We start from the raw sequence: 16,601 nt of genomic DNA, 5'->3' as shown, positions 1-16,601 counted from the left end.
ACCGCAACGCCCGTTCCGAGGCTTCCGGCGCCGCCATGTGCCTGGCCGGCGCTGTTCGGCGATGCCGATTGCATTTCTTCGGCCCGGCGCCCCCAGCCCGGCCCGAACCGTCCTTCCCCGAAACTTCCGGGCTGATCGTCTATGTTCTTCACATCGCGCGTCCCAGGTGCCGAGCGGGCCTCTGACACCCCCCTTGCCCGCGCCATGGCCACCTGCCGCCGCGACTTTGTCGCCGTTGGTTTGTTTTCCGGCGTGGTCAACCTGCTTCAGCTGACCGTCTCGCTGTACATGATGCAGGTGTTCGACCGGGTGCTCGCCACCCGCAGCACCGACACGCTGTTGTTCCTGACCCTGATCGCCGTCAGCGCCCTCCTGCTTCTCGCCATCCTGGAGGCGGTCCGCGGCAGCGTGATGCAGCGCGCCGCGGGCTGGATCGAGGCGCGCGTGGCGCCCGAAGGGTTCGAGCGCGCCCTGGAAGCGCAGCTGCGCGGCCGCCCTTACCGCATGGAAGCGCTGCGGGACCTCGGTTTCTGCCGCTCCTGGCTTGGCTCCCCGGGGGCCCTCGCCGTTTACGACGTGCCTTGGGTGCCGATCTATCTCGCCGCGATCTTCCTGCTGCATCCGGTGATGGGCTTCATCGCCCTTGGCGGCGCGGTGCTGCTGTTCATCCTGACCATGCTGAACGAGTACACCACCTCCGCCCTGCTGAAGCAGGCCAGCAACGCGGTGATGATGAGCCAGCGGCGTGCCGATGCGGTGGCCCGCAATGCCGAGGTCATCGACAGCATGGGCATGACGCCGGCTGTTATGACCCGCTGGCGCCGCAGCGTGGCCGAAACGATGGTGCCGCAGGAAAAGGCTGCGGCGCGCGCCGCGGTGCTGCTTTCGCTCACCAAGTTCCTGCGCCTCGTGGTGCAGATCGCCATTCTCGGCGCCGGCGCCTATCTGGTGCTGAACCAGCAGTTGACCGCCGGCGCCTCCATTGCCGGCTCCATCATCATGGGCCGCGCCCTGGCCCCGGTGGAACAGCTGATCGGCGGCTGGAAGGGGCTGGTGCAGGCGCGCCAGGCGCTGAAGCGGCTGCAGGTGTTCCTGGCGCTGCCGCGGCTGCGCCCCCCTGGCCTTCCGCTGCCGACGCCGACCGGCCTCCTGACCGCCGAGCGCGTGTCCTACGCCCTCCCCGGCCAGAACGTGCCGATCATCAAGGGCGTCGCCTTTGGCCTCAAGCCCGGCGAAAGCCTGGCCGTCATTGGCCCCTCGGCCGCCGGCAAGACCACGCTGATCCGGCTGCTGATCGGCACGCTGCAGCCCACCGCCGGCTCCGTCCGGCTCGATGGGGCGGATGTCTATACCTGGAAGCGCGACGATTTCGGCCGCCATGTCGGCTACCTGCCGCAGGATGTGGAATTGTTCGACGGCACCGTGTTCTCGAACATCGCCCGCATGGGCGAGGCCGAACCGGAGGCGGTGTTCGCCGCCGCCAAGCTGGCCGGCTGCCATGACATGATCCTGCGGCTGCGGGATGGCTACGACACCGAGATCGGCGATGGCGGCCAGCACCTGTCCGGCGGCCAGCGCCAGATGATCGGCCTGGCGCGCGCCCTGTTCGGCGAGCCGAAGCTGGTTGTGCTGGATGAGCCCAACTCTAACCTGGACGGGGATTCCGAGGCCGCGCTGCAACGCGCCCTGGAGGGGCTGAAGGCGCGTGGCTGCACCGTGGTGCTGGTGTCGCACCGGCCACAACTGGTGCAGGGCGTGGACAAGGTGCTGTTGCTCAAGGACGGCGCGGTGGAAATGTTCGGCCCCCGCGCCGAGGTGCTGAAGCGGCTGATGGGTCCGCGCCCGGCGCCGGAACCGGCCAAGGTGGCTGCCGCGGCCGCGCCGCCACGACTTGACAACACCCAGCCGGGAGATGCGGCATGAGCGTTACGACCCTTTCTTCCGGCGGCGCCCTCGACAAGATGCGCGATGCCGGCCTGCCGCCGCTGACCCCGCCCGAGGCGGCGCTCGACACGCCCCGGCCGCGCACCAGCCGGGCCCTCGCGCTGGGCATGATCTCGATCGGCGTTTTCTTCGGCGGCTTCACCGCGTGGTCGCTCATGGCCCCACTGGCGGAGGCGGCCATCGCGCCCGGCGAGATCCGCGCCGAAGGCCAGCGCCGCGTCATCCAGCACCTGGAAGGCGGCATCGTGAGCGAGATCGTGGCGCGGGACGGCGACAAGGTGAAGGCCGGGCAAGTCCTGATGCGCCTCGACGAGGTGCAGTCGGATGTCGGCCTGGGCACCATCCGCGCGCAGCGCTGGGCCTTGATGGCGCAGGATGCCCGGCTCGCGGCCGAGGCCAAGGGCGCCACCGGCATCACCTTCCCCGACGAGTTGCTGAACAGCGACGACCCGCGTGCCCTTGAGGCCATGACGGGGCAGCGCACCCTGTTCGCGGCGCGCCAGACCAGCCTGAACAGCCAGATCCAGGTTCTGGAAGCACGCATCGCCCAGCATGAGGCGACGGCGGCCTCCGCCCATGGTCAGATCGCCAGCCAGCAAAGGCAGCTGGAGCTGATCCAGCGCGAAGCGCGCGATGTCGAGACGCTGGTGCGCCAGGGCCTGGAACGCATGCCGCGCCTGCTCGGCCTGCAGCGCAACATGGCGTCGCTTGAAGGCAACATGGTCGATCTGCGCGGCCAAGTGGAGCGTGCCGAGGCCTCTGTGGCCGAGGCCCGCAACCAGATCCGCCAGACCCAGCACCAGCGCCTGGCGGAAATCTCCACCGAGGCGCGCGAGGTGCGCGGCCGCCTGAACGAGGCCGAGGAAAAGCTGCGCGGCGCCCGCGACATGGTGACGCGGCGCGAGATCCTGGCGCCCGAGGACGGCACGATCGTCGCCAGCAAGTTCTTCAACGTCGGCGCCGTGGTCCGGCCGGGCGAGCCGGTGATGGAACTGGTGCCCGCCGCCGACCGGCTGGTGGCCGAGGTGCATCTGGCGGCCCATGACATCGACGTGGTGTATCCGGGCCTGCAATCCGAGATCCGGCTGCCGGCCTTCAAGCAGCGGCTGGTGCCCTATGTGCATGGTCACGTCACCTATGTCGCCAGCGACGTGTCGATGGATGAGCGGACGCGGCAGAGCTATTACCGCGTGCAGATCCTGGTGGACCAGGACCAGCTGGCGAAGCTGGAGAATGTGCGGCTTGTTCCCGGCATGCCGGTGGAAGCCCAGATCCAGATCGGTGAGCGGTCCTTCTTCCACTACATGATGCAGCCGCTTATCGACAGCTTCCACCGCGCCTTCCGCGAACAATAAGACCTGCGCGCTTCAGGAGAATACCAAGCATGAGTCATTCCGTTCTGTTCGCCGATGGGGTGCTGGAGGCTGCGGTGCATGCGGGCGTCGCCCGCCTCACGCTGGGCCAGACCGGCGCCGACGGGCAGCCGGTGGCCGCGGGCCAGTTGGTCATTCCCGTGATGCAGCTTGCCGCCTTCACCAGGAGCCTGCATTCCCTGTTGCAGCAATTCGAGGCCAAGCGGCAGCAGGCGCAGCAGCAGGAGGCACCGGCCCAGCCCGCGGATGCGTTCCGCTTCTCCGGCTGAGGCGGGCCGCCCGGGTCCGCGCCGCCGCGCGGGCTCAGGCGCCCTGCCGCATCCGCAGCGCCAGGACCGGGTCGTCCGTGGCCATCATGTCCACGCGCAGGGAAAGCGCCTTGCCGATCTCCGCGGCATGGTTGGCGCCCCACACGCCGACCCGCAGGCCGGCCCGGCGCAGCCCGCCCAGCAACTCGGCATCCAGGGCGCCGATCTCGGTTTCCACGGTGTCGAGGCCATGCGCCTGCGCCACGCCCACGACGCCGGCGGCGCCGATCATGCGCAGCGTGTCGCGGCCGAACAGCCAGACCGTGCCGGCCAGCCCGCCCGCCGCCCTGGCAGCCGCCGCCAGATCGGCCTCGAAGGCGATGATGCGGGCCCGGCGGCGCAGGCCGGCCGCATCCAGCACGGCGAGGCTCCTTTCCAAGAGAACCGGGTCCGGCATCCGGCCCGGCGCCGCCTTCAGCTCGACCTGCAATTCCTGCGGCATGTCGCGCAGCAGCGCCGCCAGATCGGACAACAACGGCAGGCGCTGCTCCCCGGCCCCGCGCAGCCGCAGCCGCGCCAGCTCCGCCGCCTCCCGTTCAGCCACCGGCCCCTGTCCCTCGGTGGTGCGTTCGAGCCGCGCGTCATGGATCACCACTGGAACGCCATCGGCACTCAGGTGGACATCGCATTCCAGTTGCTCGATCGCCAGCTTGCCGCTGTTGCGGAAGGCCAGCAGGCTGTTTTCCGGCCACAGAAAGGCACCGCCGCGGTGGCTGACGATGGCGGTGTGCTGGGAAGCGGCATGCATGGCTCTTGCCTTGCCGTGGAAACGCCGCTGGCGCAAGCTGCGCCGAGGTTCCGTGCCGTCCCTGCCCCGGGGGCGACTTGCTTGATGAGGTTGCGACATGTCGTTGCTCTTGGTTTCCCACGACCAGGATACCCCGGGCGCCCAGCTTCTCGAGGATGCGGTCTGGCAACTGGCCGAATCCCACCTGACGCTGCCGGGCTCGCTGATCGTGGAAAGCGCGGTTTCCGCCCATTACCTGCTGGAGCACCTGCGGGGCGCGCTGCGCCGGGCCGGCCGCGAGGGCACGCTGCTGATCACGCCGATCGCCTCGGCCGAATGGGCAGGCTTGTCGGCCGAGGCGGAAGCCTGGATCCGCAGCCGCATCGCGTGACCCAGGCACATTGCGGCGGGGCTGGCCACGTGGCGGGGCCGGCCTGATGTTCCGGTCCCGGCCCAGCCCGAAAGCCCTGCTCCCCAAAGCCCTGCTTCCGCTGCTGGCCCTCTTGTTTTCCGGACCGGGGCTGGCCGGGAACACGGAAAGCCCGATCGAGTTGAAGGTGGTCGGCGGGCTTGGCGGCGTGTCCCAGTACACCCGCTACGAGGAACCCTTCTGGCGCCGCCGCGTCGGGGAGCTGACCGATGGGCGGGTCCGGGCCGAGATCGCACCCTTCGACCGCGCGGGGCTGCGGGCCGAGGAGATCCTGCCGCTGATGCGCCTGGGTGTCGTGCCCTTCGGGACCGCCCTGCTCGCCGTGGTGTCCAGCGAGGAGCCGGAGTTCAACGCCGTCGACCTGCCGGCCCTGAACCCCGATATCGGCACATTGCGCGACACGGTGCAGCGCTACCGGCCGCATCTGCGGAACCTCCTGCTGGAGCGCTACAATGTGGAGCTGCTGTCGGTGTACACCTATCCGGCGCAGGTGATCTGGTGCTCGCGGCCCTTCACCGGGCTGGGCGATCTGGCGGGCCGCCGGATCCGCACCTCCTCGGTCGGGCAGGCGGAGATGGTGGAGGCGTTGGGGGCAACCTCGGTGGTGATCCCCTTCGCGGAAATCGTCAATGCGATGCGCGCGGGCGTGGTGGAATGCGCCATCACCGGGACGATGTCCGGCAACAGCATCGGCCTGACCGCCGTCACCACCCATGTGCATGCCATGGCCATCACCTGGGGCGTGTCGGTGTTCGGCGCCAACGCCCAGGCCTGGCACGCCTTGCCGGAAGCGGTGCGGAGCGGCATCCGTTCCGGGCTGGCGGAGCTGGAAACGGCCATCTGGAACGGTGCCGACCGCGAAACCGGGGATGGCCTTCGCTGCAGCGCCGGCCATGCCGATTGCAGCGATGGCCGCCCCGGCCACATGACGGTGGTGCCGGTCAGTCCCGGCGACATCCAGCGGCGACGCCAGCTTCTGACCTCTACCGTGCTGCCACGCTGGGTCGAGCGCTGCGGCGATGAATGCGCCGATGCCTGGAATGCCTATCTGGGGCCCTCGCTTGGCATTTCGGCGCGGCATCCGTGAGATGACGCAGTTCCGCCGCATCCGCATCGCGATCCTGCTGGCCGCCGCGGCGCTGCTCGGCGCCCAGTGGCTGGCCATGTCAATGCTGCTGGGCCGCGCGCGGAGCGCCGCGCTTGAAACGGCGTCCGACACGGTGCAGCGGGCGGCACGGGCCGTGGAAGCATCGTTGAACCGCAATTTCGTCCAGCTGGACGCCATGCTGGTCGGCCTGCCGGGCATCCTCGCTCCCATGGCGGAGGGCGGGCCGATGTCGGCGGCGCAGATCAACCGGGTGCTGCGCGAGCTGAACAACCAGAACTTCACCTTCCGCGACGTCCTGTTGATCGGGGAAAACAACATGCCGGTTGCCACCGGCCTCCCCCTGTCACGCAGGCGGCCCTTCTCCGAGGCGGTGCTGCGGTCCTTCTTTGAGGGCACGCCGCAGGCCGGCGCCATGCTGATCGGTGGCCCGCTGCGCAACCCGGCCAGTGGCGAATGGTCGCTCTACGCGGCGCGCCGCATCTCCCTGCCCGGGTTCGGCGCGTTGCTGGCCGTGGCCGAAATGCCGATACCGGTGCTGTCCACGCTGCTGTCGGTGGGCGCGGACGGCGCCGGGCTGCGCATTTCCCTGGAACGCTCCGACGGCACGCTGCTGGCCAGCCAGCCGCATGACGAGGCCCGCATCGGCACCCGCTTCCCCGTCCTCGCCAGCGGACCGGCCAGCGGCACAGCCGGCGGCACAGCGGCAGGCACGGACGATTCGCAGAACCCGGTCAGCGTCTTCGACGGCAGGCCGGTGATCGCCTTCAAGCGGCCGCTGCTTTATCCGGCCCTGGCGCTGACGGCCAGCATGGACCGGGATCTCGCGCTGCGGGACTGGGAACAGGAACGTATCCGCGCCCTTGTGGTCTCCACCGGCTTCGCCCTTCTGGTGGCCGCCCTTGCCGGGGCGCTGATGCTGGCGATGCGACAGCGCGAGCGGGTGGAAACCGAGCGCAACCGGTGGCGCGCCATGCTGGAGAACGCGCTGGATTCCATGACGGATGGCTTCGTCATGTGGGATGCGCAGGACCGCCTCGTCGCCTGCAATGCGCGCTACAAGGATTTCTACCAGGTCAGCGCGCCCTTCATCCAGCCGGGCGCGCATTTCGACGACATCATGCGCGAAGGCTTCATCCGCGGGCAGTATCCGCAGGCCGGGACGGATCTGGACACGTTCCTCGCGGAGATGCGCCGCTGGCATCGGGGCAACAGCCCGCCGATGGAGCGGCTGCTGCCGGATGGCCGCTGGATGCTGGTGACGGAACGGGCGACGCCCGGCGGCGGCACCGTCGGCATCCGCACCGACATCACCGAGCTGAAGCGGACAATGGATGAGCTGGCGGAGGCGCGCGACGCCGCCGCCGCGGCGGCCGAGGCGAAAAGCCAGTTCCTGGCCCGCATGAGCCACGAGTTGCGCACCCCGCTGAACGGCATTCTGGGGTTTGCCCAGGTGCTGATGGATGACCAGCGCATGGCATCCGATCAGCGCGAGCAGCTGCGCATCCTGCACGAGGCGGCGCGCCACCTGCTGGAACTGGTGAACGGGCTGCTCGATCTGTCCAAGATCGCGGCCGGCCGGCTGGAGTTGCGCCCGGAGCCCGTCGCCCTAACCCCGCTGCTGGAACGCGCCGCGGCGCTGCTGGCGCCCGAGATCAGCCGCAAGGCCCTGCGCTTCACGCTGGATGTACAGCCCGGCACGCCGGATGCGGTGCAGGCTGACCCCACGCGGCTGCTGCAGCTGCTGCTCAACCTGTTGTCCAACGCGGTGAAGTTCACGCCTCCTGCCGGCCAGATTTCGCTGCGGGCGCAGCCGGCCCTGATCGGCCAGGGGCTGCGGCTGGAAGTGCAGGATAGCGGGCCCGGCATCGCGCCGGAGCAGCGCCACCTGTTGTTCCGCGATTTCGTCCAACTGGCCACGCCGGGCGGCGGGGGCGGGGAAATCCCCTTCGGGACCGGGCTCGGCCTGTCCATCGCCGCGCAGCTCGCGGAACTGATGGGGGGCCGCATCGGCTGCGAAAGCCATCCCGGCAATGGCGCGCTGTTCTGGGTCGAATTGCCGCTGCCGCTGGCAGGGCCGCAGACGCGGGCGGCCGCGCCAGGGCCGGATGCGGTGTCGGCCGCGGCGGTTCCGGCCAGGCCCATGCGCATCCTGGTCGCGGACGACGTGCCGGCCAACCGGCTGGTGGCCCGGGCGATGTTGACCAGCGCCGGGCATCACGTCACCTGCGTCGAGGATGGCGCCATGGCGTTGCAGGCCATGCGACAAGGCGATTTCGACCTGGTGCTGATGGATCTGCAGATGCCGGTGATGGATGGGCTGCAGGCGACCCGCGCGATCCGCGCCCTGGAGGCGCCGCGCAACAAGGTGCCGGTGATCGCCGTCACCGCCTCGGTCATGCCGGAACAGGTCGAGGCCTGCCGGGAGGCAGGGATGGATTCGCATCTGGCGAAGCCGATCGACCGCGACACGCTGTTGAACATGGTGGCGCATTTCGCCCACCTTTCGCATCCGGACCACGATGCCGCGCCGCCCCCTGCCCCAAAGGCCGATCCCGGCATGGCCCGCGAAGCCGAAATGCCGCTGCTTGACCGATCCGCCCTGCACGCCTTGCTCACCGATCTCGGCCAGTCCGCCCCTTCCGTGCTGGACGAGTTCTGCCGCGAGCTAGAGCAGGGAGCCGAGACGCTGTTGGCGCTGGAAGCCGGCTCCGCGGCGCCGATGGAGCCGTTGCGCGCCGTCACCCACCGGCTTCAGGGTGTCAGCCGCACCCTCGGCGCCCGCGCGCTGAGCGAGGCGCTGGAATGGCTGCAGGCCAGCCTCGCCCAGGGCGCCGATCCCATGCCGGCGCTGCGCGGCGTGCATGGGTGCCTGACGCAGACGCTTCCCCTGCTGCGCGCGGTGGCCGACGACACCCGCGACCTTTCGGCGAGCCTCCGCCACCCGAGCTGACTCCGGCGGGCAGCCCTGGCTGCGCCATGCCGCGGCAACTCCCGCCGATCCGGTGACGTTTGCCCGCCGAAGTTGCGCCGGCGAGGCCTTTTCTGCCCTTCGGCGTCCCATGAAGGGAGTGATGCCGGATGCCCAACGAACAACGCCAGGCGGAAAGGCGGGATGCGGATGCCGGCCCGCCTCCCGCGTCGAAGCGCTGGAAGATGGTCGGGCCTGGGATCGTGGTGGCGGTGACCGGCGTCGGGGCGGGAGATCTTGTCGCCACGCTGATCGCCGGCAACCGCTTCGGCTACACGCTGCTCTGGGCCGCCGTGCTCGGCTGCGTGGTGAAGATCGCGCTGTCGGAGGCGGTCGGGCGCTGGCACCTCGCCACCGGCCGGACGATGTTCGAGGGCTGGCGGGACCTGGGTTCGTGGACCTCGGTTTATTTCCTGATCTATGTCGTCATCTGGGGCTTCGTTTACGGCGCCACGGTGATGTCTTCCACCGGCCTCGCCATGTCGGCCCTGGTGCCGGTCATGGACACCACCGGCTGGGGCATCGTCGCGGGCCTGATCGGCTTTGTTTTCGTCGCCTTCAACCGCTACGCCCTGTTCGAGCGGGTGATGAAGTTCTTCATCGCCCTGATGTTCGTCACGGTGGTGACGCTGGCCTTCCTGGTGGCGCCCAATCTCGGCAATGCGATGGGCGGGCTGGTGCCCCGCCTGCCGGAAGGCTCGGCCATCTACACGCTGGGGCTGATCGGCGGCGTCGGCGGCACCATCACCCTCGCCTCCTATGGCTACTGGGTCAACGCCAAGGGCTGGCGCACCCCGGCCTGGATGCCGATGATGCGCTTCGACAACACGGTGGGTTATGTCACCACCGGCATCTTCGTCATCGCCATGATGATCGTGGGCGCCGAGCTGCTGTTCAACAGCGGCGTCGTGCTGGCTGGCGGTGATCGTGGCCTGCTCGACCTCGACGCCGTGCTGCGGGAGCGCCTGGGCGATTTCGTTGCCACCCTGTTCCTGGTGGGCTTCGCCGCCACCACCTTTTCCTCCCTCCTGGGCGTCTGGCACGGCGTCAGCATGCTGTTCGCCGATTTCGTCACCCGGATGCGGGGGCAGGACATCGACCGGGACGGCCTGGAAGGCAGCATGGCCTTCCGCTTCTACCTGTTCTGGCTCACCTTTCCGCCGATCTCCCTGTTGTTCCTGGGCCGCCCCTTCGCCCTGGTCGTGGCCTTCGGCGCGCTCGGGGCGCTGTTCATGCCCTTCCTGGCCATCACCCTGCTCTGGCTGCTGAACTCGAAGCGCGTGGCACAGGAATGGCGCAGCGGCTGGCTGAGCAACTGCCTGCTGATCGCTTCGGCGGCGATGTTCGCCGTGCTGGCCTTCAGCGAGCTGATGAACCTGCTCGGCTGATCCGCCCCGCCGGCATGGGCCGCTTGACGCCATCATGACGCACGGCCTAACTCGTCCTATGACCCGACGGCGCTGAGCGCGGAAGGCCGAGGGAGGACCCCGACTGATGGACGGACGCAATAGTGGCGCCATGCCGCACGGCATCGAACTGGCGCCACTCGCCCCGCCGGCCAACCTGACCGCCGAGCTGGTGCGCCGGCTGGCCGCCGAGATCCGGGCCGGCCGGCTGAAGCCCGGCGACCGCCTGCCCACCGAACAGGCGCTGATGCGGCAGGCCGGCGTTTCCCGGACCGTGGTGCGGGAAGCGGTGGCGGCGCTGCGGGCGGAAGGGCTGGTGCTGACACGCCAGGGGGTCGGTGCCTTCGTGGCGGACCCGTCGGGGCGTGGCCAGGTGCGCATCGACCCTGGCGAGATGCGCTCCCTGCAGGATGTGCTGCAGGTCATCGAGCTCCGTATCGCGCTGGAAACGGAAGCGGCGGGCCTTGCCGCCGAGCGACGCGACGCGGAAGCGCTGCAGCGCGTCCAGCAGGCGGCGGCGGATTTCGATGCCGCGGTGGAGGCCGGCGAAGCGGCCGTGACGCAGGATCTCGACTTCCACCGCGCCATCTTCGCCGCCACCGGCAACAGCTTCTTTCCCCGTTTCCTGGAATTCCTCGGGCCGATGCTGATCCCGCGGCAGACCGTGCGCCCGCCCCTGGAAGACCCCGAGGCGCGCACGGCCTATCTGCGCCGGGTGCGGGAAGAACATGCCCGCATCACCGCGGCGATCACCGCGGCGAACGCGGCTGCGGCGCGGGATGCGATGCGGCGGCATCTGAGCGCCAGCCGCGACCGTTATGCCGGGCTGGCCGGCAGGCTGGAAGCGCTCGACGCCGCAGCCTCCGCCTCCGGGCGCTGAACAACGATCCCCACCCCGGGGGAACATCGTTCCTCAGGTGTAGTCGGGGATCTGCGGCACATCGGCCAGATAGGCGAGGATGGCCCGCGAAAGGGCTTCCACATCCTCGACCGTGGTGTGCTCGTCCGGGCTGTGCAGGCGCTGGCCGCGCCGCAGCAGGCCGCCCGCCAGGATCTCGCGGATGCCCGCCTGCTGCATGAAGCCGATGGCCGAGCCGCCGGCGCCGCCCCAGCGGCGGAAGCTGGTGGGGGCGAATCCGAAGCCCCAGCTCAAGGCCCGCAGCCAGCGTGACCAGTTCGGGCCATGGTCGGGGTCCACCACCGGCTCCAGCCGCCGCGCCACGCAGCTTTCCACCTTGCAGCCCGGCACCTCCCCCGCCGCGCTGGCCACGGCCGCGCGCAGTTCCGCCAAGGCCGAGGCATAGCCTTCCTCCGCCGTGAAGCTGCGCTGGAGCAGCAGGGTGCAGCCCGGCAACTCGTCGCCCTCGGCCGGGGCACGCACCGACACCACGGACAGGCGCGGCCGCAACATGCCGCCGCCCGCTTCCGGCGGCGCCGGCAGGCGGGACGTGCGGCGGCGCAGATCCGTCTGCAGCCGGGCAAGGGAGGACAGGATCGGCTTGGCCACGGCGGCGGCGTTGGCGCCGCACTGGCCGGAGCAACCGGTGACCCGGACCTCCAGCTCGAAGCTGCCCAGGCTGCCGGCCCAGATGCGGGGTGCCACCGGTCCGTTCAGCCAAAGGACATGCCCTTCGGCCACGCGCTGCTCCGCAAGGTGGCGCAGGCCTGGCCAACGGCGCGCCGCGCCGTCGGTGGTGAACAACAGCAGCGGGTCGAAACGCAGCTTCAGCCCCACCGCGTCCGCCGCGCGCAGCGCGGCCCAGACGGCGGCGATGGCGCCCTTCATGCTGACCGTGCCGAGGCCGTACAAACGGTTGCCCTGCCGCGTCAGCGTCAGCGGCGGGCGGGTCCAGTGCGGGTTGGCGGGGGCCGTGTCCATCAACAGAGGAATGGTGCAGACGGGCCGGCCATTGCGGCGCGCCGCGATCAGGTGCAGGCGCGGCCCATCCACCGGGCCAGCTTCCAGCGGAATGCGGCGCATGTCGAAGCCAAGGGGGGCGAACTGATCCTGCAACAGCGCCGCCAGGGCGTCGCACCCCTTCACTTCTGGCCCCGATGTGTCCACCGCGACCAGTTGCGCCAGCTCATCGATCCAGCCGGTCGCCCCCAAGAGAGGGCCTGCCATGCTCAGCCGGTCGATCGACGCCTCCGCATAGGGCGCCAACGCTTCCTGCTCATCCCATGGCATGACAACCAACCCCTCCGCCCGTGCTGATCGGGCCGCCTTTTTCTCGGCCACCATTCGCACCTTCAAGCTTGCAAAGGGGCCATAACAGTCAATGTCATGGCCCGCAGCGCACGAGCGCGCTGCCCACAGCATCTTGAAGGCGGCGGGACGGAGAGGTCGAGGAAGCCGCCCTCGTTTCACGCCATGCGTTGGCGGGGCGCTTCCCGTCGGGGGCGCGCGCCGGGAGGCGGCCCGGAACGGCCACCGCCCGTGACCGGCTCCACCCGGATGTTCGGATCATCCGCGTCGGGGCGCCGGGCGGCGACGGCGAAGCGGCTGGCGGCGCCGGGCGCAACCTCGAACTGGGTTTCACGGCCCAGGATGCGGATGCGGCCGATCTCGTCCCGCCGCACCTGGCCCCGCCGGCACAGCAAAGGCAGGATCCAGCGCGGGTCCGCGCGGCCGTCACGGCCGACATTGATGCGGAACCACACGCCCTCGCCCTCGCCGGACGCCCGCTCATAGGTTGGGCGACGCGGCGGCGCGGCCTCGACCGGCGCCAGATCCTCCGGCGCCGGCAGGGGCGCGCGCAGCACCTTCACCAGAACCGCGGCCAGGTCCTCGGCACCATGGCTGGCGGCCAGGATGCGCGCCACGGCGCGGTCCTCGGCTTCCGGGTCCTCCTCCAGCAGCGCCCTGGCCTGGGCGGCGAGGCGCTCGGCATCGCGGGCGCGAATCGCATCGGCGGTGGGCGGCACACCCCATTCCGCCTGCACGCGGGCGCCCATCAGCAAGCGCTCCGCCATGCGACGGCGGTTCATCGGCACCACCAGCACCGACACGCCCTTGCGGCCCGCGCGGCCGGTGCGGCCGGAACGGTGCAGCATCACCTCCGGCTCCTTCGGCAGCTCGGCATGGATGACGAGGCCGAGGTCGGGCAGGTCGATGCCGCGCGCTGCCACATCGGTGGCGACGCAGACCTGGGCGCGGCCATCGCGCAATGCCTGCAAGGCGCGGGAACGCTCGGACTGCGTCAGCTCGCCCGAGATGGCGACGGCGGAGAAGCCGCGCTCCGTCAGGTTGCCATGCAGGCGCGCCACCGCCGCGCGGGTCGAACAGAACACAATGGCGCGCGGGCTGTCGGACGCACGCAGCAGGTTCACCACCGCGCGCTCGATTCCCTGCGGCGCGACCACCACGGCGCGATGCTCGATGTCGCCATGCTGCCCGCCCTCGCCCTTCGCCTCGATGCGCAGCGCATCGGTCTGGAAGGAACGCGCCAGGCGTTCGATCTCGCGCGGCACGGTGGCGGAGAACAGCAGGGTGCGGCGATCCTCGGGCGCGGCGCCGAGAATGGCTTCCAGCTCCTCGCGGAAGCCGAGGTCGAGCATCTCGTCCGCCTCGTCCAGCACCACGGCGCGCAGCGCCTCGGGGCGCAGGTTACCACGCTCCAGATGATCCCGCAGGCGTCCGGGGGTGCCCACCACGATATGCGCGCCGCCGCCCAGGGCGCGGCGCTCGGCCAGCGGGTCCATGCCGCCGACACAGCTGACGACACGGCCGCCGATCTGCGCGTAAAGCCAAGACAATTCGGCCTTGACCTGCAGCGCCAGCTCGCGCGTGGGCGCCACCACCAGGGCGAGGGGCGCGCCGGCCTGCGGCAGCCGCTCGGCATCGCCCACCAGTTCCGGCGCGATCGCAAGGCCGAAGGCCACCGTCTTGCCGGAGCCGGTCTGGGCGGAGACCAGCAGGTCGCGGCCCCTCGTCTCGGGCTCCAGCACCGCCGCCTGCACAGCGGTCGGCTCGGTGTAGCCACGCTCGGTCAGGGCGCGCAGCAGGGCTTCGGGTATCATAGGAAAAGGCATGTGTCGGGAAAGTTCCGCCGTGTTCGGGTGGGGGGCGCCCATCATGCGGGCGTCGCCAAAGGCAGTTCGCCCTCACGACGGAGCATCCAGGCTCCAGGACGGCGGTTCTGCTGATCGGGGGTCCCTTTAGCTGATCTGTGGATGAATTGCACGAGATCCGCAGCGCTGGTGGGTAGCCATGCGCCAAGCGCATAGATCATGGGAAGGGAACGGTGGTTGCGGAAATGTTGTGGTTTGTCCATTCTCCGCTTCGGAAGGGGATAATGCCTTCCCGCGGGGATTTGACGGATGCAGCTTGCGCCGCGACACCAAGGGCTAAAGCGCCGGGAAGCCGGGCAGCGGAAGGGCTCAGTTCAGCCTGCGGGGCACAGCTCCGCCGCCGGTCGCTTCGTGGGTCATCCGACCATGTTGGGGATCTGCCGAGGACCGATGACCTGCCGAATGCGAAGCCGCTAAACCCATATTCCGTTCCGCCGCGTCCCGAGCGGCGTGCCCTTCCCGTTGTTGCACGGAACCGCCATGTCCCAGACCACCTCCCACCGGCCCGCTCCGGCCGCGCCCGATTGTGCCATCCGCCTGTCAGGCCTCCATCGCCGCTTTCCCGGACGTGGCGGGGTTTCCACGAAGGCCCTGGATGGCGTTTCGCTGGACGTGGCGGCGGGCGAGATCTTCGGGATTGTCGGCCGGTCGGGCGCCGGGAAGTCGACCCTGATCCGCTGCGTCAACCTGCTTGAACGGCCGGACAGCGGCGAGGTGTTCGTGCTGGGCGAGGACATGCTCATGCTGGGCGACCGCGCGCTGCGCGAGCGGCGGCGTGGCATCGGCATGGTGTTCCAGCACTTCAACCTGCTGTCTTCCCGCACCGTGGCCGACAACGTGGCCTATCCGCTGGAAATCGCGGGCATCCCCGCCGCCGAGCGCGCGCCGCGCGTGGCGGAGGCGCTGTCCCTGGTCGGGCTGTCGGAAAAGGCCGGCGCCTATCCGGCGCAGCTTTCGGGCGGGCAGAAGCAGCGCGTCGGCATCGCCCGCGCCCTCGCCCCCCGGCCCCGCATCCTGTTGTGCGACGAGGCGACCAGCGCGCTCGATCCCGAGACGACGCAGGAGATCCTCGGCCTGATCAAGCGCCTGCGCGACAAGCTGGACCTGACGGTGCTGCTGATCACCCATGAGATGGCGGTGGTGAAGGAGATCTGCGACCAGGTGGCGGTGATGGAGGCCGGCCAGGTCGTGGAACAGGGCCGGGTGTTCGAGGTGTTCACCCGCCCTCAGCATCCGACGACGCGCCGCTTCATCGCCGACACCATCGGCTATGCCGTGCCGCCCGGCACCGTGTCCCGCCTGCCCGCCGCCCGCCCGGGCGAGGAGCGGCGGCTGTTGCAGGTGCTGTTCGCCGGCCCCAACAGCACGCGCGCCGTGATCAGCGAGGCATCACGCCGCTTCGAGCTGGATCTCGACATCATCTCCGGCCGCATCGACGCCATCGGGGAGGAGCCTTTCGGCCTGATGGCGCTGGCGGCCTATGGCGCGACCGCGCAGATCGATGCCGCCATTGCCTGGTTCGGCGAGCTGGGCCTCACCGTGACGCCCGTGAATGAAGGGGCCTGAGCCATGATCCCCTGGATGACCCCGATGCTGCAGCAGCTTTTCATCGAATCGGCGCTCGAAACGCTGATGATGGTCAGCGGCGCCGCCGTGATCGCCATCGTGATCGGCCTGCCGCTGGCGGTGCTGCTGCACGCCACCGACCGTGGCGGGCTGGCGCAGAACGGCCTGGTGAACCGCCCGCTCGGGCTGCTGATCAACGCCGTGCGCTCGACGCCCTTCATCATCCTGATGGTGGCCATCGTGCCCTTCACGCGCCTCGTCGCGGGGACATCGATCGGCACGGGCGCCGCCATCGTGCCGCTGGCGCTGGCTTCCACCGCCTTCATCGCCCGCCTGTTCGAAACCGCCTTCCGCGAGGTGGATCGCGGCGTCGTGGAAGCGGCGCGCGCCATGGGCTCCACCCGCATGCAGATCCTGTGGAAGGTGATCGTGCCCGAGGCGTTGCCGGGGCTGATCGCCGCCGTCACCGTGACCCTGGTCAGCCTGGTCGGCTATTCCGCCATGGCCGGCGCCGTGGGCGGCGGCGGGCTGGGCGACCTCGGCATCCGCTTCGGCTACCAGCGCTTCATGCCCGAGGTGATGGCCAGCGTCGTCATCGTGCTGATCCTGTTCGTGCAGGGGCTGCAATCCTTCGGCGACTGGCTGGTCCGCCGCGTCCGCCGCCGCTGATCCCGATCCGAACCCACGCCAAGCAAGGGAA

General features: G+C 70.1%; 13 protein-coding genes and 1 pseudogene. 11 read left to right on the top strand and 3 right to left on the bottom strand.

Features of this window, described 5'->3' with window-relative positions; all coding sequences use genetic code 11:
* Positions 1-141: 141 nt before the first annotated feature.
* Genes F0Q34_RS04805 through F0Q34_RS04795 form a run of 3 tightly spaced genes read left to right on the top strand, consistent with a single transcriptional unit; the run spans position 142 to position 3,586 of the window.
* Complete coding sequence (locus F0Q34_RS04805) at positions 142-1,923, top strand: type I secretion system permease/ATPase (RefSeq protein ID WP_149810954.1); 1,782 nt, start codon at positions 142-144, stop codon at positions 1,921-1,923.
* Entirely contained in the window at positions 1,920-3,299 is a 1,380-nt protein-coding gene (locus F0Q34_RS04800; RefSeq protein WP_149810953.1) for an HlyD family type I secretion periplasmic adaptor subunit, read from the top strand. The genes F0Q34_RS04805 and F0Q34_RS04800 overlap by 4 nt, the downstream gene beginning before the upstream one ends.
* Before the next feature lie 29 nt (positions 3,300-3,328).
* Complete coding sequence (locus tag F0Q34_RS04795) at positions 3,329-3,586, top strand: hypothetical protein (protein ID WP_149810952.1); 258 nt, start codon at positions 3,329-3,331, stop codon at positions 3,584-3,586.
* 34 nt (positions 3,587-3,620) lie between these two features.
* Here the strand turns inward: F0Q34_RS04795 and F0Q34_RS04790 are convergent, their stop codons facing one another.
* A complete protein-coding gene (locus tag F0Q34_RS04790; RefSeq protein WP_149810951.1) occupies positions 3,621-4,373 on the bottom strand; it encodes a glycerophosphodiester phosphodiesterase in 753 nt (250 codons plus the stop codon).
* A 97-nt stretch (positions 4,374-4,470) separates the two neighbouring features.
* Here F0Q34_RS04790 and F0Q34_RS04785 point away from each other — a divergent pair, with 97 nt between their 5' ends.
* The 6 genes and pseudogenes from F0Q34_RS04785 to F0Q34_RS04765 all read left to right on the top strand — a co-directional run bounded on the left by F0Q34_RS04785 (position 4,471) and on the right by F0Q34_RS04765 (position 11,144).
* Positions 4,471-4,743, top strand: a complete 273-nt coding sequence (locus F0Q34_RS04785; protein ID WP_149810950.1) for a hypothetical protein — start codon at positions 4,471-4,473, stop codon at positions 4,741-4,743.
* Positions 4,744-4,789: 46 nt separating this feature from the next.
* A complete protein-coding gene (locus F0Q34_RS04780; protein ID WP_149810949.1) occupies positions 4,790-5,869 on the top strand; it encodes a TRAP transporter substrate-binding protein in 1,080 nt (359 codons plus the stop codon).
* Positions 5,802-7,895: pseudogene (locus F0Q34_RS04775) on the top strand (PAS-domain containing protein); the annotation flags it as partial. The gene F0Q34_RS04780 and the pseudogene F0Q34_RS04775, both read left to right, overlap by 68 nt.
* A gap of 135 nt (positions 7,896-8,030) precedes the next feature.
* The gene (locus F0Q34_RS22620) at positions 8,031-8,840 is read left to right on the top strand and encodes a response regulator (protein ID WP_370751028.1); all 810 of its coding nucleotides are present in this window, start codon (positions 8,031-8,033) and stop codon (positions 8,838-8,840) included.
* 128 nt (positions 8,841-8,968) lie between these two features.
* Complete coding sequence (locus F0Q34_RS04770; RefSeq protein WP_149810947.1) at positions 8,969-10,246, top strand: Nramp family divalent metal transporter; 1,278 nt, start codon at positions 8,969-8,971, stop codon at positions 10,244-10,246.
* Between the two features lie 106 nt (positions 10,247-10,352).
* Positions 10,353-11,144 carry a FadR/GntR family transcriptional regulator gene (locus F0Q34_RS04765; protein ID WP_149810946.1) on the top strand — a complete coding sequence of 264 codons (792 nt, stop codon included), beginning with the start codon at positions 10,353-10,355 and terminating at the stop codon, positions 11,142-11,144.
* 33 nt (positions 11,145-11,177) lie between these two features.
* On the opposite strand, the gene F0Q34_RS04760 is transcribed toward F0Q34_RS04765, so the two are convergent.
* On the bottom strand, positions 11,178-12,452 hold the full coding sequence (locus F0Q34_RS04760; protein WP_161600776.1) for a M20 family metallopeptidase: 1,275 nt from the start codon (positions 12,450-12,452) through the stop codon (positions 11,178-11,180).
* Positions 12,453-12,628: 176 nt separating this feature from the next.
* The gene (locus F0Q34_RS04755; protein ID WP_149810944.1) at positions 12,629-14,296 is read right to left on the bottom strand and encodes a DEAD/DEAH box helicase; all 1,668 of its coding nucleotides are present in this window, start codon (positions 14,294-14,296) and stop codon (positions 12,629-12,631) included.
* A 519-nt stretch (positions 14,297-14,815) separates the two neighbouring features.
* Between F0Q34_RS04755 and F0Q34_RS04750 the strand changes: the two genes are divergently transcribed.
* Both F0Q34_RS04750 and F0Q34_RS04745 read left to right on the top strand, forming a co-directional pair.
* Positions 14,816-15,901, top strand: coding sequence for a methionine ABC transporter ATP-binding protein (locus F0Q34_RS04750; RefSeq protein WP_149810943.1), 1,086 nt, complete (start codon positions 14,816-14,818; stop codon positions 15,899-15,901).
* 15 nt (positions 15,902-15,916) lie between these two features.
* Entirely contained in the window at positions 15,917-16,570 is a 654-nt protein-coding gene (locus F0Q34_RS04745; RefSeq protein ID WP_241665316.1) for a methionine ABC transporter permease, read from the top strand.
* Positions 16,571-16,601 lie beyond the last annotated feature (31 nt).

Origin of the sequence: Teichococcus oryzae, assembly GCF_008386565.1 — a bacterium.
In the GTDB taxonomy this organism is placed as follows: domain Bacteria; phylum Pseudomonadota; class Alphaproteobacteria; order Acetobacterales; family Acetobacteraceae; genus Pseudoroseomonas; species Pseudoroseomonas oryzae.
Note: the sequence above shows the minus strand (reverse complement) of the source record. Positions and strands in the feature narration are given on the sequence as shown.